Source organism: Nocardia xishanensis NBRC 101358 (assembly GCF_001613365.1).
Lineage (GTDB): Bacteria > Actinomycetota > Actinomycetes > Mycobacteriales > Mycobacteriaceae > Nocardia > Nocardia xishanensis.
The window spans coordinates 19,267-38,589 of sequence record NZ_BDCF01000049.1 but is presented as its reverse complement, the minus strand read 5'-3'; the positions used below and the strand labels follow the sequence as shown (position 1 = coordinate 38,589).

Below are 19,323 nucleotides of genomic sequence, written 5' to 3'. Positions count from 1 at the left end.
GCTCGGCTCAGATCCGCAGACCGAGTTCGACGATGCCGCCCGCGACCGCGTGCACGCTCAACCGATGGCGGCGGGCGTGCGCCCGGATCAGCTCGTAGGCGGCCTGTGGCGTCGTGTTGCGCGCGTTGGCGAGCACGCCTTTCGCCTGCTCGACCAGCACCCGCGAGTCCAGCGCGTGCTGCAGCTGTTCGGTCAGCCGCTGCTGGGCGCGCAGCCGCTCGGCGGTGAGAATGTGCCCGGCGGCCATACCCGCCAGCAATGCGCCGACAGACAGTTCGGGTTCGGTCCATTCGCGCGGGTGATAGGCGTACAGGCTCAGCGCGCCCACCGTCGTCGCGCCGGACCGCATCGGGATCTCCGCAACGGCGCGAACACCGTGGCGCACCGCGACGCTCGTGTACTCGGGCCAGGCGGCGTGTCGCTCGCGTACGTCGGCGACGGCGACCGGTTCGCCGTGGCGCAGCGCGTCCAGCGCCGGTCCGCGCTCGCTGCTGCGCTGGCTGAGCGCGACTTCCGCCAGCGCCGCGCCGGTGGCGGTGACGACGCCGGAGTGTCCGTCGGCCACGAGCAGCACCGCGCAGCCCGCCACGTCGAGTGCGTCGGTGGCGCTGTCGATCACCCGGTGTAGCGGCTCGATGAGGTCGCCGGGTTCGGGCAGCAGCCCGACGAGACCGGACAAGGCCGTGACCAGCTGATCACTGTCAGACATACCGAACCACCCCTGTTGCCGGCGAACGCCGCGCGCCCACCTCTGAGTTACCGCACCGCACCTGCCCGACACTCCATGGTATGGACGGTGGACGACTCGCCGAAACACTCGTTAGCCCTGGCGATTCGGTGCGTGACTCCGCAAGTGCGGTCGACACGAACGCTATTCGAGTGCAAACATGTAAGGCGAGGCTCCACTTCCGCTTGACTCAGCCGTCACTGCGATCACTCAGGGAGACCGCCATGGGAGCACCCGCGCCGCTGCTGGACGTGCTCGTACGGTCAGTCGGCACGATGACGAGCGATTTCGATGTGGTAGAGCTATCCCAGCAATTGGTCGACGCGTGTACCGAACTGACCGGCGGCGCCGAGGCCGGCCTGTTCCTCGGCGATCATCGTGGCGAGCTACGGGTGCTCGCCGCCACCGACGAGCGAGCGCGATTGCTCGTCGAAACGATCGACGGGCCCTCGAGGCAGGCCTATCGCACCAGCAGCCCCGCGATCGTGGACGACCTCGCCGCCGCTACCCTCGTCTGGCCCGAGTTCGCCAGGCACGCAATCGAACACGGCTACCGATCGACCTATGCCCTGCCGCTGCGGCTGCGCACGGACAATCTCGGCGCCCTGACCATCTTCGGCGCCGCGCCGGGCGCACTCGACCGGGCCGCCGTGCGATCCGGGCAGATCCTGGCCGACTTGGCCGCCATCGGCATCGCGCAGCACGTGCTGCGGCCGAGGGTGGAGCCGATGCAGGCCAGATTGCCGGTCGCGCTGCACGATCGGGTGGTCATCGAGCAGGCGAAGGGCGTGCTCGCCGAGCGCGGTGACCTGGACATGACCGAGGCGTTCGGGCGGCTGCGCGCTCACGCGCGGCGCTGCGGGCTGCGGATGGCCGAACTGGCGGGCGCCTTGGTGACGGGCAGCATCGACGCTGGGGTAGTGCTGGCTACACCCGTCGAACACCGCGCGTAGCGGTTCAGTGGGATCCGTTGTCGAAGCGGACGCTCCTGCGGAGCACCCGCTCAGCGGCCTCCGCAAGCGAAATGCCCTGGCGGACCGCATAAGTGCGCAGCGTGGCGTACGCGTCCGCGGCGCCGACACCGCGCTGGGCGATCACCATGCCCGCGGCCTGGTGAATCGACGCGCTCGTCAGCGGATGGCGCAACCACTCCCCCGCGTGCTCGGCGCAATCGGACCCAGCCGACACGTGGGCGGTGATGATGTCGGCGACGTGCAGCCCGGCCGAGATCATCGTCCCGTCCACGCGACCGGGCTGCACCCGGTACAGATCCAGCGCACCGAACCGCACCGCACCCAGCCGCAGCGGCATCGCCGTCATCGCGCCGGACACCGGTTCACGAGCCAGCGCCGCGGCGAAACCGGGCCAGCGTCCGCAGTTCTCGGTCAGATCGATGACGGAAACCGGCACGCCGGTGGCCACCGCGTCCACCGCGGGCCCCTCTCCGACCGTCGCCTGCACCGCCTCGACGCGTGCGGCGATCTCGTCGCTGCTACACCAGGGCTGCACGCCCACGTCTCGTTCGCCGATCATGATGGCGGCCCGCTGCACCGGGAGCACCTGCACGGCGGCCCGGCAGGCGGCCGAGATATCGCCTCCGCCTCGGCGCAGCGCGGAGAGGAAGCTCTCGGTGAGTGAATCGAACTCCGCCACGCCCATCCTATGAACCGCCTGGAATCGACCGGCAGCAGCCAGAATAGCGAAATCCTCTGGCGCGTGACGGGCTACTCGGTCTCGCTCACGGTCGAGCGATTTCCGCCCGCGACCACTCAGGGCGTCACGATGGCGAAATCCGGATCCGGCTCGTCGAACACGCCGACCAGGGCGGCGAGCTTGGTCGGATCGCCCTCGATGGCGATGTCGCCCGCGGCGGCGGCCACCCCGAAGTCCTGGCCCTGCAACAGGACTCGGATCATGGTCGCCCTGGTGAGGGTGAATTCGGCGTCCGCGTCTGGCAGCGCGACGCCCTCGGGCCGGTCGTAGTGGGTCAGCCTGCCGTTGCGCAGCTCCAGCCGGTACACGCGGCCTTCGTCGGTGAGGTGCCAGTCGGTGATCACCCGCATGTCCCATGCCTTCGGACCGTCGACGCGCAGCGCCATGGCGTCGAAGATCTGGTCGACGGTCAGCGCGGTCAGCATGGCCATCGAGTCGACCTTGGTCGGGGTGCCGAACGAGCCGTAGCGCAGTTCGTAGGCGCCGCTGAGGTAGAAGTTGCGCCACGTCGCGTTCTCGGCGCCGTAGCCGAGCTGCTCGTAGGCCGCGGCGAGCAGGTCCTTCGCCGCCTCGTTGCCGGGTTCGGCGAAGACCACGTAGTCGACCACCTGCGCGACCCAGCGGAAGTCGCCCTCGGCGTAGGACTCGCGCGCCTTGCGCAGCACCTCCTCGGCGCCGCCCATGAATTCCACGTGGCGGCGGGCCGATTCGACGGGCGGATGCTCCCACAAGTGGGCCGGATTGCCGTCGAACCAGCCGAGGTAGCGCTGGTAGATCGCCTTGACGTTGTGGTTGACCGAACCGTAGTACCCGCGCGCGTGCCAGGCGTTCTCGATCGCGGGCGGCAGCGTCAGCTGCTCGGCGATCTCCGCGCCGACGTAGCCCTGGTTCAGCATCCGCAACGTCTGATCGTGCAGATAGCCGTATAGGTCACGTTGCAGCGCAAGATATTCCACCAGGCGCTCGGTGCCCCAGGTCGGCCAGTGGTGCGAGGCGAACACGACATCCGACCGGCGTGCGAACAGGTTGATGGCCTCGGTCAGGTACCGGGCCCACACGTGCGAATCGCGGACCAGCGCGCCGCGCAGGGTCACGATGTTGTGCAGGGTGTGGGTGGCGTTCTCGGCCATGCACAGCGCACGTCGATCGGGGAAGTAGAAGTTCATCTCCGCGGGCGCCTCGGTGCCCGGCGTGATCTGGAAGACGATCCGCACGCCGTCGACCGTCATTTCCTGGCCGGTGGCGGTGATGTCCACGGTCGGCGCGATCAGGGTGACCGTGCCGAGCGAGGTGGTCTGCCCGAGTCCCGCGCCCACCTGGCCGAGCGGGCCCCTCGGTAGCACGGCGCCGTACATGTAGGCCGCCCGGCGTGCCATTGCGGTACCCGCGAAGATGTTCTCGGACACCGCGTGTTCCAGGAATCCGGCGGGCGCGATGACCGGAATCCGGCCTGCCGCGGCGTCTTCCTGGTCGGCCACCCCGAACGCGCCGCCGAAGTGATCGACGTGCGAATGGGTGTAGATGAGCCCCGTGACCGGACGTTCGCCGCGGTTCTCGCGATACAGTCGCAGACCCGCGGCCGCGGTTTCGGCGGAAATCAGCGGATCGATCACGATGACGCCCCGATCACCTTCGACCAGCGTCATATTCGACAGGTCCAAGCCGCGGATCTGATAGATCCCGTCGGTCACCTCGTACAGTCCTTGGGCGGCGACCAGCCCGGACTGCCGCCACAGGCTGGGATGAACGGAAGCGGGGCACGGCTCACGCAGGAATCCGTAGGAGTCGTTGTCCCACACCACGGATTCGTCGTCCTGTGTGACCACACCGGGCTCGAGCGCGGCGACGAATCCGCGCTGCGCGTCGGCCAGGTCGGCCTCGTCGGCGAACGGCAACATCGCCGCGTCGCGCTGCTGCGCGCCGACGATCACCTCGGTCGGCTCCGTCACTTCGGGCATCGTCCTCCTCCTCTTTCGTCTCGGCCGAACTCCTCTGTCCTGGAACGGATCACCAGGCTGGTTCTGTGAAACCCAATGCGGCAGCGACACAACCGGCGAACAGGACCGCCAACGTCGTCGCGACGATGATGCCGTCGGATCTGCCGCGGTGGCCGTGGCGCAACCACCGACTACGCAGGTAGCCAGCGACCGCCACCGCGATCATCGTCGTCGCCGCGACGGCGGGGGCGATCGCCGCCGCGCGCCACCCGGAGCTCACCACGTGATCGATGCACAGTGCGGCGACGACCATGGCGCTGATGGCGGTGCGGCGCCACGCGAGCGCGGTGCGCTCGGCGGCCAGACCCGCGTCCCTGGCCGTCATCGCAGCAGCACCGCGACGCACGCCATGATCGAGACGACGCCGATGCCCGCGGACAGGATCGGCACCAGCAGCGTCTGCGGCAGCGGCTCGCCGCGGCTCATCGCGCGCCCGATTCGGCGCCAGTGCAGGTAGGCGCCCAACGCGACGACGACAGCGAGCACGATGCAGCTGACCGCGAGCAGCCGCCGCAGACCGGCCATGTGGAACGGCTGCACCAGGGCGTGCACGGCGACGCCGCCCGCGAGCAGGCCGAGAGAGGTGCGCATCCACGCCAGGAAGGTCCGTTCGTTGGCCAGCGTGAAGCGATAGTCGACGTTCTCCTCGCCGTCCTCCGATTCCGCGCCGACATCCGGCAGTGTCACGCCGCCTCCCCGGGGAACAAGTGCGAAACGAACACGGCCGCGACCGAATCGGCCCGGCGCTGAGGGGCGTCCGGGGTCACGCTTTCGCCAGGATGCACGGGCACCACTCCGTCTCTGGTCCGATTCGTGCCGCAGGCAAACATTCCGCAACGTCAGCGTATCGGCAGACCGACCGGTCGTCCACGAACCTCGCTGGAGCGCGCGACACGCCCGCGACGACCTGGAAACACACCGGACGCGCTACGCCCGGCCGCTCCATCCGCGACGGCGTGCGGCGGGTGACACCGTCGATGTGCGCGTAGGCGTTGCGCCGTCGGTGCGGCGAAGCGACGGCGTGGACAAGCCGCCGGGATGCACCGCACCGGCTTGCCGTCCATCCGCGACCGCGGCGTGCTCCCTCGCGCGCCTGCCGTGCGCTCACGCGCGCGGGTGGGCTTGGTCGTGCACCTTCTTCAGCCGTTCGATGGACACGTGCGTGTACAGCTGGGTGGTGGCCATGCTGGCGTGGCCGAGCACTTCCTGAACCACGCGCAGATCCGCGCCGCCCTCGAGCAGGTGGGTGGCCGCGCTGTGGCGCAGTCCGTGCGGGCCGAGGTCGGGGGCGCCCGGAATCGCCGCAACGACCTCGTGCACCACGCTCCTGGCCTGCCGCTGATCCAGACGGCGACCACGCCTGCCGAGCAGCAGCGCGCGCCCCGATTCGGCGGTCGCGAACGTGGGCCTGCCGTAGCGCAGCCACTCGGCGACGGCACGGTCGGCAGGCGCGCCGAACGGGACGGAGCGCTCCCTGTTCCCCTTGCCGAGCACCCGCACCAAGCGCCGCTCCCGATCCACGTCGTCGATGTCCAGGCCGCAGAGTTCGCTCACCCTTATCCCGGTCGAATACAGCAACTCGACGATCGACCTGTCCCGCAACGCCATCGGATCGTGCTGCGCCGCACCGGATTCCGCCGCGTCCATGGCCGCGACCGCCTGCTGCCTGCCGAGCACGGCCGGCAGTGTCCGGTGCGCCTTGGGCGAGCCGAGCCGCAGGCCGGGGTCGACCTCCAGCCTGCCGGTCTTGGTGAGCCACCCGGTGAACGTGCGCGCCGAGGACGCGCGCCGCGCCATCGTCGTGCGGGCCGCGCCGTTCGCCGACTGCTCCGCGAGCCAAGACCGCAACAAGGCCAGGTCGAGCTCCCTGATCGCGGAATCCGGGGAGCGGGCGTACAGGTGCGCCAGCAGCGAACGCGCGTCGCCGAGATAGGCGCGCACGGTGTGGGCGGAGCGGTTCCGGCCGAGCCGTAGGTGCCGCCCGTATTCCGACAGCAGCGCATCCAAGTCTTCGGGCAAGTCTTCCACCCCACCACGGTCGCCGCGGTCGCGGCAGTTGGCAAGGGACCGCGCCGGGCCGAGCGCCCCGTGGTGTCGGGTACGGCCTCATGAGCGACCGCATGATCGTCCCTTCGTCTTGCGGTGCCACCCGCTGTCGTCCACACCGATCAATCCCGCCAGCTCGAGCGCGACGAGGGCCGCGCGAATCGCGGGAACCGGGAGTTCGCAGTGTCGGGTCAGTTCGTGGGGCAGGCGGGAACCTATCGCGGGGAGCGCGGCGAATACGGCAGCCTCGTCACCGGTGAGGTGCTCGGGAGTGCCGGGAACGGGGCCGGCGCTGCCGGGGAGAGACAGGCGCAGCGGACCTGCCTCGTCGACGACCTCCTCGGTGCGGGTGACCAGCAGCGCCTCACCGTCGCGAATCATCCGGTGACATCCGGTCGATGCCGCCGAGGTGACCGGTCCCGGGACGGCCATGGCCGGACGGCCCAGTCGCCGCGCCCATTTGACGGTGTTGCGCGCGCCGCTGCGCAGCCCGGCCTCGGTGACGAGCACGCCGTCCGCGAACGCCGCGACCAACCTATTGCGGGCCAGGAAGTGATGCTTCCTCGCGACCGTGCCCGGTGGGTACTCGCTGACCACCAGACCGACCTCCGCGATCTCGGCCAGCAGCCGTTCGTGCTGAGCCGGATACGGGCGATCCACACCGCAGGCGAGCACCGCGATGGTCGGCCCGCCGACCGCGAGCGCCGCTCGGTGCGCCATCGCGTCGATGCCGAACGCCGCGCCGGACACGATGGTCCAGCCCTGCGCGGCCAGCTCCCCCGTGATCTCGGCTGTGACGTGATTGCCGTATCCCGTGCTGCATCGCGAACCGACCACGGCCATCGCCCGTTCGCTCGACTCCAAGAGCGAGCGCGGTCCCCGTACCCAGAGCACCAGCGGCGCCGAGCTGTCCGGATCGCGACCCGCTTCGAGCTGACTCAGTCCGAGCAGCCGCCACGCCGGCCACTCCGGGTCGTCGGGCGTCACCACGCGGCCGCCGATCCGCTCGATGGTCGTCAGATCATCCGCCGCCGCGTCGATCTCGCGCCGTCGCCGCGTCGGCCGGCGCAGCGACTCGGGCAGATCGCATTCCCGCACCGCACGCGCGGCCTCCACCACCCCGACCGATTCGATCAACGCGGACAGCGCCGCGCACGGCCCTTCGACAACCCGTGAGAGGTAGACCCAAGCCAACCGCCGCTCGTCCGCATCCACCGCTCGCGGTGAAACATCCCGCGCACCGGCGGAGCCATCGAGAACCTCCAGCTCGTTCACTGCACACCTCGCTGGCGAAAGTTGAGCGCCAGCATGACGTCCTGCGTGCTGGGGACATCGGCACCGCGCAGATCGCACACCGTCCAGGCGACCCGAATGGCGCGGTCGGCGCCCCTGGCGGACATGCGGCCCGTGCGCAGGGCCGCCTCGACCGGAGCGACGGATTCGCGCGGCAACCGGAACCGCTGGCGCAGCGCGTGTCCCGGCACTTCCGCGTTGGTGAGCCAGCCGTCCTCGCGCCAGCGGTGCAGCGCGGCCTTCCTGGCGGCGGCGACGCGCTCGCGCACCACCGCGCTGCTCTCGGCGGCGTCGGCGCTGAACGTCGCACCGGACTGGCCGTGCATCTGCACCCAGATGTCGATCCGGTCCATCAAGGGCCCGGACAATTTGCCGAGGTAGCGACGGCGCGCGAGGGGCGCGCAGATGCAGTCCACGTCGCGGGCGGGCGCGCACGGGCACGGATTCGCCGCCAGGACGAGTTGGAAGCGCGCCGGATATCGCGCCACCCCGTCCCGGCGGGCGATGCGAACCTCGCCCTCCTCCAAGGGAGTTCGCAGCGCTTCGAGAACCTTTCCCCCGATCTCGGCGCACTCGTCGAGAAAGAGCACGCCGCGGTGGGCGCGGCTCACCGCACCGGGACGGGCCGAGCCCGAGCCGCCGCCGATCATCGCCGTCGCCGAGGTGGAATGGTGCGGCGCGACGAACGGGGGCTCCGTGATGAGCGGATGCTCGCCGGACAACGCGCCCGCCACCGAGTGGATCGCCGTGACCTCCAGCGCCTCGGCTTCCGACAGCGGCGGAAGCAGGCCGGGAAGACGTTGCGCCAGCATGGTTTTGCCGATGCCCGGCGGTCCGGTGAGCAGGAGATGATGCCCGCCCGCCGCGGCCACCTCGAGCGCCCATCGGGCCTCCTCCTGACCAACCACCTCGCTGAGATCGCCGCAGGACCGCGCCGTGTCGGGCAGCTCGCCGTTCGGCTCGGGCAGCGTGCCCTCCCCGCGCAGCCAGGCGACGACGGCGCGCAGGCTGGCCGCGCCGAACACCTCGACGCCCTCCACCAAACCCGCCTCGGCCAAGGCGCATTCGGGCACCACCACCGACGACCAGCCCGCGTTGCGCGCGGTGATCACCGCTGGCAGGATGCCGCGCACCCGGCGCACCCGCCCGTCCAGTGCGAGCTCGCCGAGCAGCACCGTCTTCGCCAGCCGCTCCGAAGGCACCGCGCCCGCCGCGTCCAGCACCGAGATCGCCAGCGCCAAGTCGTACACACTGCCGATCTTGGGCAGGGTCGCGGGCGACAGCGCGAGGATCACCCGCCCGTCCGGCCACTTCTCCCCCGAATTCGCCACCGCCGAGCGGACCCGGTCGCGGGATTCCGAGAGCGCGGTGTCGGGAAGTCCGACCAGGTGCACCGAGGGCAGTCCCTGGCCGATGTCGGCCTCGATCTCGACCAACTGCCCGTCCACACCCGTGACCGCGACCGAATGGGCGCGCCCGAGCGCCATCAGAAGACCGCCTCGAGGTGGTCGATCACCGGCCGACTGCCCGGCGCGATCAGCACCGAGATCACGTCGAAGCGGATCCGCCGCCACGGGCCGTCTTGTTCGGCCAGCCAGAGCAGCGCCAGCCGCCGTATCCGCTGCTGCTTGGCGAAGGTGACGGCCTCGGCGGGCGTGCCGAAACCGAGGCCGCTACGGGTCTTCACCTCGACGAAAGCGGTGGTGTCGGAGTTACGCGCGATCAGATCGAGTTCGCCGTAGCGACACCGCCAGTTGCGGACCACGATCTCCATGCCGGAGTCTTGCAGGAACCGTGCCGCCAGCTCTTCCCCGTACGCGCCGAGCGCCTGTTTGTCTGCCACCCGACGATCGTGACCGCACCGCGCCGCGGTCCGGCCGCGGCGACCTGGGCCGATATCCGCCCTGTGGATGACGCCTTCGCTGTGGACAACACGCGGTCGCGCCGCTCGTCGCCGAGCCGATCCGCCGGCGCGGTGTGCTACCGGGCTACACCGGGCGCTGCCGGGCTGTCCGGGCGGATCGATGGCCGCCGGATCACTCGGGAAGCCGCAGGTCGGGCTTCTCCAGCTCCTCGATGTTGACGTCCTTGAAGGTGATCACCCGGACGTGCTTGACGAAGCGCGCGGGCCGGTACATATCCCACACCCAGGCGTCGCTCATGCGCACCTCGAAGTACACCTCACCGTCGGCGTTCTGCGGGCGCAGCTCCACTGAATTGGCCAGGTAGAAGCGGCGCTCGGTCTCCACCACGTACGAGAACTGCCCGACGATGTCCTTGTACTCGCGGTACAGCGAGAGCTCCATCTCGGTTTCGTACTTCTCGAGGTCCTCGGCACTCATCGGGTGGGACGTCCTCCTTCTCGCCGCACTGCATCGTATCGGCGGCATTCGCGTGGTCTGCGTGGTTATCCCGCGCTACTGCGTCGTGCCCGACGCTCACACCGCCTGGTCGTCTCCACAATCATCCCGCATGGGCGGCATCGGTAGCTACCCGGCCGTCCTCGAGGCCGTCCGCCAGCACCGCGTCCGCGTATTCGACGGCCGGGTCGAGCGGCCGTAATCCCGCCGTCTCGCGCACATTGCGCCACGATCGCCGGTGTTCGCTGCACGGACCGAGCGCGTTGAGCGCGGCGGTGTGTTCGGGCGTGTTGTAGCCCTTGTGCGCGGCGAAACCGTAGCCGGGGAATCGCTGGTCCATCTGCACCATGATCCGGTCCCTCGTCACCTTGGCCAGGATGCTGGCCGCAGCGATGCACGCCGACGCGGCATCGCCGCCGATCACCGGCAATGAAGGCACCGGAATACCGGGGACGCGAAACCCGTCGGTCAGCACATAGCCAGGAGTGTGCCCAAGACCCGCCACGGCACGGCGCATGCCCTCGATATTGGCCACGTGGATGCCGAGGGAGTCGATCTCCCAAGCCGGAATCACCACGACCTTCCAGGACAGCGCCAGCCGGGTGATGACCGGATACAGCTCCTCGCGGGTGGCCTCGGTGAGTTTCTTGGAGTCGTCGAGACCCGCGAGTTTGTCGTAGGCCTTCGGGGCGAGCAGGCAGGCCGCCACGACGAGCGGTCCGGCGCACGGGCCGCGCCCTGCCTCGTCCACGCCCGCCACCGGGCCGAGCCCGCTGCGGATCAGCGCCGCCTCCAGCGTGCGCAGGCCGCCCGCCTTGCGCATCACCACGCGCGGCGGCCACCCGTTGCTCGCCGCTGTTCGGTTACCCATGACTCCGGCCTGCCCCACCGTCCAATTATCCTGCGGCCGCGCGCCTCAGTTCGTCTGCGGGTCCTGAGAACGAATGAATCCCATGCGGTTCGGCGGCCAGATCTTCATGACCGCCTTGCCGCGCACGTTGTCGATGGGCACGGTGCCCTGAAGTTCGTCGCCGACGTGGGCGCGGGAGTCCGCGGACTGGTTGCGGTTGTCGCCCATCACCCACAGGTGCCCCTCCGGGACCTTCACCGGACCGAACACGCGGCCGGCGGGATAGGTGGCGTTCTGCTGGCCGGGCAGCCAGCGATAGTCGTTCTGGACGTACGGCTCGTCCAATGGTTTGCCGTCCACCATGACCCTGCCCTGCGCGTCGCAGCACTGCACGGTCTGGCCGCCGACCGCGATGACCCGCTTGACCAGGTCGTTCTCGTCGGGCGGCACGAGGCCGAAGAAGGAGAAGAAGTTCTGCACCCCGCGCACCACCGCGTTGTCCGAGCGGATCGACTGGTAGCGGGTGTTCCAGGAGGGCGGTCCGACGAAGACCACCACGTCACCGGGTTGCGGGTCGCTGCCGTAGTAGCTGACCTTCTGCACGTAGATGCGATCGCCGATCTGGAGGGTCTCCTCCATCGACTGGGAGGGGATCACGTACGGCCGCCCGACGAAGCTGACCATCAGCGCGGCGATGACGGCCGCGATCACGATGAGGACCGGCAGCTCCTGCCAGAACGGGCGCTGCTTCTTGCTCTTCTTCGCCTGCCGCTTGCCGCGACGTCCAGCCCCCTCGTCGTCCGATCCGGACACCGACACCGACCCACTTTCGTCTGCCACGCGGAACAGACTAGCCCGGCACCATGACTCGCGTCCGGTGCCGGGCCAGTGAAGATCATTCGTGCCGGGTCACGGCGAAGCGCTCAGCGCTTCTCCTTGATCTTGGCAGCCTTACCGCGCAGGTCGCGCAGGTAGTACAGCTTCGCCCGGCGGACGTCACCGCGGGTCACGACGTCGATGTGGTCGATGTTGGGGCTGTGCACCGGGAAGGTCCGCTCGACGCCAACACCGAACGACACCTTGCGGACGGTGAAGGTCTCGCGGATGCCACCGCCCTGGCGACGGATCACGACGCCCTTGAAGACCTGGATGCGCTCCTTCGAGCCTTCGATGACCTTCACGTGCACGTTGAGGGTGTCGCCCGGACGGAAGTCGGGGACATCGCTGCGCAGCGACTTTTCGTCTACGAAGTCAAGGGTGTTCATTTCCATCCTTCTGGAGTTCGCTCGAACAGAGGACCCTGGCGGCACGGCGTGCTCGACCGGTTCATGCTCCGAATTAAGGGATGCTCCCGGGGTCGACATGCACCCAGGGCAACCTGTGCATTGTGCCAGACCAGCGGGCCTCGCCGAAAATCGGGCCCGAAGGATCGGGTCCCCGTCCGGCCGAAACGAGGCCCTGCGGGCTCGAATGGCCGCCCGGCCGGTGAACCCTGGCTAGTGGGCGCTCCCGCCGATCAAAAGTGCTCCTCGGCGTGCTCGGCCGCGGTCCACGGCAAATGGTAGTGGTGCTCCCGGTGTGGCGCGGGCGGCGCCGCGACCACGGTCCTGGCCAGCTCCGCCTCCGTCGCGGTGCGGACGTGCTCGACACTCGGTTTACCCGCGACCAGGTCCTGCACGAAGATCTTGGCCCGGATGACCGGCCTCCGATACCGGCGCTCCCGCACGATGGCCCGGGACATCAGCCGCCCCCGATCGGCATAGCGCCACCGCGCCCACGGCGCGCCCGGCCTGCTCAGTCGCAGCGCGCCGACCACGAGCAGCGGCGGGAAGAACATGCCGAACAGGCCGGTCCAGATCTTGCCCTTGGCGATGACGATCGCGGCGAGCGTCAGGTTCGTGAACGCGAACATGATCGCCACGATCCGCGCGGCGGTGCCGATGGAGTCGCGGAAGTCGTTGATCTCCAACAACGACAGCGGATGGAAGCCGAGCAGCAGCAGCCCGGTCACGGCCAGCGCGACGAAGACCGCGTCCACCGAGGTGCGGCCTTGCTCCTCCCAGTACACGTCGCGCAGGTAGTAGATCAGCGCGAACTCGTCGAGCACCAGGGCGGCGCCGACGCCGAACGCCGCCGACAGCGCGGCCCCGGTGGCACTGCTGCCGTCTTCGTAGACGGCGACCAAGCCGAGCCCGGACCCGAGCACCATGATCACGCCGAACACCATGTGGTGGACGTGCACCGACCCGGCGCGCAGATTGCCCGGCCACCAGCGCACCTCGGCCCTGATCATCCGGACGCTGAGCCGGATGAACAGAAATCCGATGATGAAGCCGAAGAGGAAGAACAGCAGAGGCAGGCGGCCGTGCGCGATCACGTCTTCCTCGAGCCACCGTCGCATGGCCGCCTACATCCCTCCGCCCCGCGCTGGCTCCTACTGTCCGAAACCTGCCCGGCGCAGCGCGTCGGCCATGGAACCGCTCGGCGCGGGGGCATTGCGCCGCTGATTGCCTTGACCGCGGCCTTGCTGCTGCCGTCCCCGACCATTCTGCCGCTGCTTGCCGTCTTCACCTTGCCGTCCGCCGCCCTGGCCGCGATTCCCGCCGCGCTCGTTCTTCGCGGGCGCGCCCGGCTCGTCGTCCAGGCGCAGCGAAAGTCCGATGCGCTGACGGGCGACATCGACCTCGAGCACCTTCACCTTCACCACGTCACCGGACTTGACGACTTCGCGCGGATCCTTGACGAAGGTGTGCGACATGGCCGAGACGTGCACCAGGCCGTCCTGGTGCACGCCCACGTCGACGAACGCGCCGAACGCGGCGACATTGGTGACCACGCCTTCGAGCACCATGCCCGGCTTCAGGTCGGCGACCTTCTCGACGCCGGCGGCGAACTCGGCGGTCTTGAACTCGGGGCGCGGATCGCGGCCCGGCTTCTCGAGCTCGCTGATGATGTCGGTGACGGTCGGGACGCCGAACTTCTCGTCGGTGAACTCCGCGGCACGCAGCGCGCGCAACGCCGTGGTGTTGCCGATCAGCTCGGTCACTCCGCGGCCGGTGGACTCCAGGATGCGCCGGACCACCGGATAGGCCTCTGGGTGCACCGCTGAGCTGTCCAGCGGGTCCTCGCCGTCGCGGATGCGCAGGAAGCCCGCGCACTGTTCGAACGCCTTCGGACCCAGCCGGGGCACGTCGAGCAGCGCGGTGCGGCTGCGGAACGGACCGTGCTGGTCCCGATGCGCCACAATGCTTTCCGCCACCGACGACGCGATGCCCGAGACTCGGGAGAGCAACGGCACCGAGGCGGTGTTGACGTCGACGCCGACCGCGTTCACCGCGTCCTCGACCACCGCGCCGAGCGAACGGGCCAGCAGCGTCTCCGAGACGTCGTGCTGGTACTGCCCGACGCCGATGGACTTCGGGTCGATCTTCACCAGCTCCGCGAGCGGATCCTGCAGGCGGCGCGCGATGGACACCGCGCCGCGCAGCGACACGTCCATGTCCGGCAGTTCCTGGGAGGCGTAAGCGGAGGCCGAGTACACCGAGGCGCCCGCCTCCGAGACCACGATCTTGGTCGGCTTGTTCGCCCCGTTTTCCGACGATGCGGCGATGCGGGAGATCAGCTCGGCGGCAAGGGCATCGGTCTCGCGCGACGCGGTGCCGTTGCCGATCGCGATCAGCTCGACGCCGAACCGCGCGACCAGCGCGCCGAGCACGGCGAGCGACTTCTCCGTCTGTCCCTGCGGCTTGTGCGGGTAGATCACCTCGGTGGCCACGACCTTGCCGGTGGCGTCCACGACAGCGACCTTCACCCCGGTGCGGTAGCCCGGGTCGAGGCCCATCGTGGTCCGCGTGCCCGCGGGCGCGGCGAGCAGCAGATCGCGCAGGTTGGCGGCGAACACGTCGACCGCGTCCTTCTCCGCGGCCTGGCGCAGCCGCATCCTGATGTCGATGCCCAGGCTGACCTGAAGCTTGGTGCGCCACGCCCAGCGCACCGTGTCCAGCAACCAGGAATCGGCGGGGCGGCCACGGTCGGCGATGCCGAAACGCACCGCGATCCGGCCTTCGTAGACGGTGCGCTCCCCCGGAGCCGGCTCCTCCGCGTCCGGCTCCAGGTGCAGGGAGAGCACGTCCTCCTTCTCGCCGCGCAGCAGCGCGAGCACGCGGTGCGAGGGCAGCTTGTGGAACGGCTCGTCGAACTCGAAGTAGTCGGCGAACTTCGCGCCCGCCTCCTCCTTGCCTGGACGCACCTTCGAGGTGATCTGGCCGCGGTTCCACATCAGCTCGCGCAGCTCGCCTACCAGATCCGCGTCCTCGGCGAACCGCTCGACCAGGATCGCGCGTGCGCCGTCCAGCTGCTCGGCGGTGTACTGGGCCGGATCGGTGGACGGATCGCCGATCAGCGCGTCGGCCACCGGCTCGTGACCCGCCTCGCGCGCGATCTGCGCCTTGGTGCGCCGCTTCGGCTTGTACGGCAGGTAGATGTCCTCCAGGCGGGCCTTGGTCTCGGCCAGCATCAGCTGACCGAGCAGCGCGTCGTCGAGTTTGCCCTGGCCACGGATGGATTCGATGATCGCGCCCCGGCGCTCGTCCAGTTCGCGCAGGTAGGACAGCCGCTCGTCGAGCTGGCGCAGCTGCGCGTCGTCCAGCCCGCCGGTCACTTCCTTGCGGTAACGCGCGATGAACGGCACGGTCGACCCCGCGTCGAGCAGCTCGACCGCGGCGCGGACCTGGCTCTCGCGCACCCCGAGTTCGTCGGCGAGCCGCCTGCCCACGCTGGCCGGGGCGGCGCCGGTCGGTGCGGCGGCGGTCGTGTCGGTGCTGTTCGGATCTGGACTTGCGATCTCGGGCGCTGTCGTCACGACCAGCCACCCTAGCTGTTCCGCCTCTCCGAGTTTAAGGCCGGTTGTGGGCGCGTCGGGAGTTTCGCGCCGGGCCGGCGGTTGGGGGCGGGGTGAGTTTTGGGCGTACCCGGTGAGTTACCCGGACCGTGCGAGATCAGTTGTCGCGTTGGGATGCTCGAGGTTGGGCTATGAGCTCCTTTGCCATTTCCCGCATTTCGGCCTTGCGGATCTTGCCTGTCACCGTCATCGGGAATTCGTCGACGATGTGGACGTAGCGGGGAATTTTGAAGTGGGCGAGTTTGCCGGTGCAGAAGGCGCGCAGGGCTCCGGCGTCGAGGGGAGTCGCGCCCTCGCGCATGCGAATCCAGGCCATCAGCTCCTCGCCGTACTTCTCGTCGGGGACGCCGATCACCTGGGCGTCGAGAATGTCGGGGTGGGTGTAGAGGAACTCCTCGATTTCGCGGGGGTAGATGTTCTCGCCGCCGCGGATGACCATGTCCTTGATCCGTCCGGTCACGGCGACGTAGCCGTCGGCGTCCATGACGCCGACGTCGCCGGTGTGCATCCAGCGGGCCGCGTCGATGGCTTCGGCGGTCTTGTCCGGCTGGTCCCAGTAGCCGAGCATCACCGAGTAGCCGCGGGTGCACAGTTCGCCGGGTTCGCCGCGCGGAACCGTCAGACCCGTTGCCGGATCGACGATCTTGACCTCCAGGTGCGGGCCGACGCGGCCGACGGTCGCGGTCCTGCGGTCCAGGTCGTCGTCGCGGCGGGTCTGGGTGGCCACCGGTGAGGTCTCCGTCATGCCGTAACAGATGCACACCTCGTGCATGCCGAGCCGATCGATGACCCGCTTCATCACCTCGACCGGACACGGCGAGCCCGCCATGATGCCGGTGCGCAGACTGGACAGATCCGGTGTCGCTCCGGTCTTCTCGAGCGTCGAGTCCAGTTCGGCCAGCACGGCGATGAACATCGTCGGCACGCCGTAGAGGGAGGTGCACCGCTCTTGCGCGACCGCGGCGAGCGTGGCGGACGGATCGAACGACGGCGCCGGAATCACCACCGCCGCACCGTGACTGGTGGCGGCCAGATTGCCCATGACCATGCCGAAGCAGTGATAGAACGGCACCGGCACGCAGATCCGGTCCTGCTCCGTGTATCCGCACAGCTCACCCACGAAATACCCGTTGTTCAAGATGTTGTGGTGGCTGAGGGTCGCGCCCTTCGGGAAACCCGTCGTACCCGAGGTGTACTGGATGTTGATCGGATCGTCGGCGGAAAGCGTCGGCGCGATCGCGGCCAGCCGCTCGGTGTCGATCGGCGCGTCCGCCGCCGCGACCCACGCCGGATCACCGAGGATCAAAACCTGCTCGAGGCCGGGGCATTCGGGCCGCACCTCCTCGATCATCGCGACATAGTTCGAGGTCTTGAACTCCGGCGCGGCGATCAGCATCCGAACCCCGGCCTGGCGAAGCACATACCCGAGTTCGCTGGTGCGGTAGGCCGGATTGATGTTGACCAGGATCGCGCCCAGTTTGGCGGTGGCGTACTGGACGAGGAACCACTCCGCGCAGTTCGGCGCCCAGATGCCGACGCGATCGCCCTTGCCGAGGCCGCAGGCGGCGAGGCCGGACGCGAGCGCGTCGACGGCCTCGACCAGCTCGCGATAGGTCCAGTGGCGGCCGGCCGGCAAGTCCACCAACGCTTCCCGGTCGGGATGCGCCGCCGCCGTGCGGTCCAGGTTGGCGCCGATGGTGTCGCCGAGCAGCGGCGCGTCCGAGGTGCCCGAGGCGTAGCTCGGCAGCGCGGGGGTCATCGCGCGCCTCCCTGCTGCCGCAGCACGAAACGCTGAACCTTGCCGCTGGGCGTCTTGGGCAAGCTCGTCACGAAATGCACCTGGCGCGGATAGGCGTGCGCGGCGAACTTCTCCTTGACCAGTTGCTGTAGCTCGGCGGCCAGCTCAGCACTGCCCGCGGATCCGTTGCGCAGCACCACGAATGCTTCGAGCACCTCACCGCGCAGCTCGTCCGGCAGACCCACCACCGCGGCCTCCGCCACCTGTTCGTGCAGCACGAGCACGCTCTCCACCTCGAACGGGCCGATGCGGTAGCCCGCCATGATGATCACGTCGTCGTCGCGGGCCGAGAAGTGGAAGAAGCCGTCCGCGTCGCGGGATCCGGCGTCGCCGGTGAGGTACCAGCGACCGTCGGCGGTGTAGCGCTGCGCGGTGCGCTCGGGGGCGTCGAGATAGCCGAGGAACCACAGCAGCGGACTGTGTTCGGTGTCGATCGCTACCCGGCCCAGTTCGCCCGGCGCCGCCTCGCGGTCGGCGTCCTCGGCGAGCACGGCGCAGGTCCAGCCGGGCAGCTGCCTGCCCATCGAACCGAGTGGCGCGTCGGTGCCGATCTCGTCGTGCCACGCGTTGCAGACGACCATGCCGTGCTCTGTCTGCCCGTAGTGGTCGCGGACGGCGACGCCCAGGTTCCTGGCCGACCAGGCCACGACCTCGGGGGTGAGCGGTTCACCCGCGGAGGAGGCGCGGCGCAGCGCGAAACCCGATGGCCGCGCGGTGTCGTCGGCGCGCAGCGCCCGGTACACGGTGGGCGCGGCGGCGAAATTGGTGACCCCGAACCGCTCGAGCACCTGCCAGGTGAGCGGTGCGGAGAACCCGGCGTGCAACATCAGGCTGCGGGTTCCCGAGGCGAGCGGGCTCAGGATCGCGTAGTACAGCCCGTACGCCCAGCCGGGATCGGCGGCGTTCCAGTAGACGTCGTCGGGACGGACGTCCAGCGCGAACTCCTGATACGCGTGGAAGGAGGCCAGCGCGCGCACCGGGATCGGCACGCCCTTCGGCGTCCCCGTGGTGCCGCTGGTGAACAGCTGGACCAGCAGTCCGTCACCGCCCACCGAGACGGCGGCCGCGCGCGGGTCGTCGGCGGCGTACGCGTCGAGCAGATCGGCGAAGCGCAGCGTGCCAGGACCGACCTCTTCGGGGCCGCCCGCGACGATCAGCCGCCACGGCGCGTCGGCGGGAATGTCGTCGCTCGGCGCCAGCTTCGCGGCCTGGTCGGTGTCCGCGACGACCAGCGCGGCCCTGCTCGCCGCCAGCCGGAAGGCGATGGCCGGCGGCGCGAAAGCGGTGAACAGCGGCACGTGCACCGCGCCGCGTCGCCAGATGCCCAGCAGCGCCACGATCAGATCGGCCGACTTGCCCATCAGCGTGGCGACGCGATCGCCTCGGCCGACGCCGAGACCGGCCAGCGCCGCGGCGAACCGAGCCGAACGCTCGCGCAGTTCTCCGTAGGTGAGATCGGTGGCCCTCAGATCCGCCTCGACCACCGTGAACGCGACGCGGTCCGCGGGATGGCGGTCGCACAGCAGTTCCGCCGCGCACGCCTCCGGTCCGTCGTAACACTCCAGCAGTTCGCGCACCCGCGATTCCAGGTCCGTGCTCATCTCGTCTCTCCTCATCGGTGATCCACGCCACCCTCGTG

18 protein-coding genes are annotated in these 19,323 nt (G+C 69.6%); 1 reads left to right on the top strand and 17 read right to left on the bottom strand.

Translation table 11 applies throughout. The annotated features are described in order from the left end of the window. Nucleotides 1-7: 7 nt before the first annotated feature. Entirely contained in the window at nucleotides 8-709 is a 702-nt protein-coding gene (locus tag NX1_RS28270; RefSeq protein WP_068065803.1) for a GAF and ANTAR domain-containing protein, read from the bottom strand. Between the two features lie 242 nt (nucleotides 710-951). On the opposite strand from NX1_RS28270, the gene NX1_RS28265 reads away from it, so the two are divergent. Beyond that, complete coding sequence (locus NX1_RS28265; RefSeq protein WP_068065801.1) at nucleotides 952-1,680, top strand: GAF and ANTAR domain-containing protein; 729 nt, start codon at nucleotides 952-954, stop codon at nucleotides 1,678-1,680. Between the two features lie 4 nt (nucleotides 1,681-1,684). Here the strand turns inward: NX1_RS28265 and NX1_RS28260 are convergent, their stop codons facing one another. The 16 genes from NX1_RS28260 to NX1_RS28185 form a co-directional block, all read right to left on the bottom strand. Next, the gene (locus NX1_RS28260; RefSeq protein ID WP_169812301.1) at nucleotides 1,685-2,380 is read right to left on the bottom strand and encodes a GAF and ANTAR domain-containing protein; all 696 of its coding nucleotides are present in this window, start codon (nucleotides 2,378-2,380) and stop codon (nucleotides 1,685-1,687) included. A 116-nt stretch (nucleotides 2,381-2,496) separates the two neighbouring features. Then, nucleotides 2,497-4,398: an alkyl/aryl-sulfatase gene (locus NX1_RS28255; protein WP_068065795.1), complete on the bottom strand. Its 1,902-nt coding sequence runs from the start codon at nucleotides 4,396-4,398 to the stop codon at nucleotides 2,497-2,499. Between the two features lie 49 nt (nucleotides 4,399-4,447). Next, nucleotides 4,448-4,762, bottom strand: coding sequence for a DUF202 domain-containing protein (locus NX1_RS28250; protein ID WP_068065792.1), 315 nt, complete (start codon nucleotides 4,760-4,762; stop codon nucleotides 4,448-4,450). Next, a complete protein-coding gene (locus NX1_RS28245) occupies nucleotides 4,759-5,124 on the bottom strand; it encodes a YidH family protein (protein WP_068065789.1) in 366 nt (121 codons plus the stop codon). The genes NX1_RS28250 and NX1_RS28245 overlap by 4 nt, the downstream gene beginning before the upstream one ends. A gap of 417 nt (nucleotides 5,125-5,541) precedes the next feature. Beyond that, the gene (locus tag NX1_RS28240; protein WP_174555534.1) at nucleotides 5,542-6,465 is read right to left on the bottom strand and encodes a tyrosine recombinase XerC; all 924 of its coding nucleotides are present in this window, start codon (nucleotides 6,463-6,465) and stop codon (nucleotides 5,542-5,544) included. Between the two features lie 78 nt (nucleotides 6,466-6,543). Further along, complete coding sequence (gene dprA, locus NX1_RS28235; protein ID WP_373864924.1) at nucleotides 6,544-7,749, bottom strand: DNA-processing protein DprA; 1,206 nt, start codon at nucleotides 7,747-7,749, stop codon at nucleotides 6,544-6,546. Between the two features lie 5 nt (nucleotides 7,750-7,754). Next, nucleotides 7,755-9,263 (bottom strand): YifB family Mg chelatase-like AAA ATPase, encoded by a 1,509-nt coding sequence (locus tag NX1_RS28230; RefSeq protein WP_068065786.1) that lies wholly within the window; start codon nucleotides 9,261-9,263, stop codon nucleotides 7,755-7,757. Further along, nucleotides 9,263-9,619: a YraN family protein gene (locus NX1_RS28225; RefSeq protein ID WP_068065783.1), complete on the bottom strand. Its 357-nt coding sequence runs from the start codon at nucleotides 9,617-9,619 to the stop codon at nucleotides 9,263-9,265. The genes NX1_RS28230 and NX1_RS28225 overlap by 1 nt, the downstream gene beginning before the upstream one ends. A 193-nt stretch (nucleotides 9,620-9,812) precedes the next feature. Further along, nucleotides 9,813-10,118 (bottom strand): DUF2469 domain-containing protein, encoded by a 306-nt coding sequence (locus NX1_RS28220; protein WP_011210678.1) that lies wholly within the window; start codon nucleotides 10,116-10,118, stop codon nucleotides 9,813-9,815. Between the two features lie 121 nt (nucleotides 10,119-10,239). Beyond that, nucleotides 10,240-11,007, bottom strand: a complete 768-nt coding sequence (locus NX1_RS28215) for a ribonuclease HII (protein WP_084501817.1) — start codon at nucleotides 11,005-11,007, stop codon at nucleotides 10,240-10,242. A 45-nt stretch (nucleotides 11,008-11,052) separates the two neighbouring features. Continuing rightward, on the bottom strand, nucleotides 11,053-11,826 hold the full coding sequence (lepB, locus tag NX1_RS28210) for a signal peptidase I (RefSeq protein WP_373864923.1): 774 nt from the start codon (nucleotides 11,824-11,826) through the stop codon (nucleotides 11,053-11,055). A gap of 83 nt (nucleotides 11,827-11,909) precedes the next feature. After that, on the bottom strand, nucleotides 11,910-12,251 hold the full coding sequence (rplS, locus tag NX1_RS28205; protein ID WP_011210681.1) for a 50S ribosomal protein L19: 342 nt from the start codon (nucleotides 12,249-12,251) through the stop codon (nucleotides 11,910-11,912). A 251-nt stretch (nucleotides 12,252-12,502) separates the two neighbouring features. After that, nucleotides 12,503-13,387 carry a hypothetical protein gene (locus NX1_RS28200; RefSeq protein WP_068065777.1) on the bottom strand — a complete coding sequence of 295 codons (885 nt, stop codon included), beginning with the start codon at nucleotides 13,385-13,387 and terminating at the stop codon, nucleotides 12,503-12,505. Between the two features lie 33 nt (nucleotides 13,388-13,420). Continuing rightward, nucleotides 13,421-15,760 carry a Tex family protein gene (locus tag NX1_RS28195; RefSeq protein WP_068065859.1) on the bottom strand — a complete coding sequence of 780 codons (2,340 nt, stop codon included), beginning with the start codon at nucleotides 15,758-15,760 and terminating at the stop codon, nucleotides 13,421-13,423. 223 nt (nucleotides 15,761-15,983) lie between these two features. Then, entirely contained in the window at nucleotides 15,984-17,645 is a 1,662-nt protein-coding gene (locus NX1_RS28190) for an AMP-binding protein (RefSeq protein WP_068065774.1), read from the bottom strand. Then, nucleotides 17,642-19,285: an AMP-binding protein gene (locus NX1_RS28185; protein WP_068065771.1), complete on the bottom strand. Its 1,644-nt coding sequence runs from the start codon at nucleotides 19,283-19,285 to the stop codon at nucleotides 17,642-17,644. Before NX1_RS28185 ends, NX1_RS28190 begins: the two co-directional genes overlap by 4 nt. Nucleotides 19,286-19,323 lie beyond the last annotated feature (38 nt).

What these genes read in the sequence shown, in the direction of transcription:
- NX1_RS28250 (WP_068065792.1), bottom strand. Translation starts at nt 4,762, where the DNA reads ATGACGGCCAGGGACGCGGGTCTGGCCGCCGAGCGCACCGCGCTCGCG.
- NX1_RS28270 (WP_068065803.1), bottom strand. Translation starts at nt 709, where the DNA reads ATGTCTGACAGTGATCAGCTGGTCACGGCCTTGTCCGGTCTCGTCGGG.
- NX1_RS28265 (WP_068065801.1), top strand. Translation starts at nt 952, where the DNA reads ATGGGAGCACCCGCGCCGCTGCTGGACGTGCTCGTACGGTCAGTCGGC.
- NX1_RS28215 (WP_084501817.1), bottom strand. Translation starts at nt 11,007, where the DNA reads ATGGGTAACCGAACAGCGGCGAGCAACGGGTGGCCGCCGCGCGTGGTG.
- NX1_RS28255 (WP_068065795.1), bottom strand. Translation starts at nt 4,398, where the DNA reads ATGCCCGAAGTGACGGAGCCGACCGAGGTGATCGTCGGCGCGCAGCAG.
- NX1_RS28190 (WP_068065774.1), bottom strand. Translation starts at nt 17,645, where the DNA reads ATGACCCCCGCGCTGCCGAGCTACGCCTCGGGCACCTCGGACGCGCCG.
- NX1_RS28230 (WP_068065786.1), bottom strand. Translation starts at nt 9,263, where the DNA reads ATGGCGCTCGGGCGCGCCCATTCGGTCGCGGTCACGGGTGTGGACGGG.
- NX1_RS28200 (WP_068065777.1), bottom strand. Translation starts at nt 13,387, where the DNA reads ATGCGACGGTGGCTCGAGGAAGACGTGATCGCGCACGGCCGCCTGCCT.
- rplS (WP_011210681.1), bottom strand. Translation starts at nt 12,251, where the DNA reads ATGAACACCCTTGACTTCGTAGACGAAAAGTCGCTGCGCAGCGATGTC.
- NX1_RS28220 (WP_011210678.1), bottom strand. Translation starts at nt 10,118, where the DNA reads ATGAGTGCCGAGGACCTCGAGAAGTACGAAACCGAGATGGAGCTCTCG.
- NX1_RS28185 (WP_068065771.1), bottom strand. Translation starts at nt 19,285, where the DNA reads ATGAGCACGGACCTGGAATCGCGGGTGCGCGAACTGCTGGAGTGTTAC.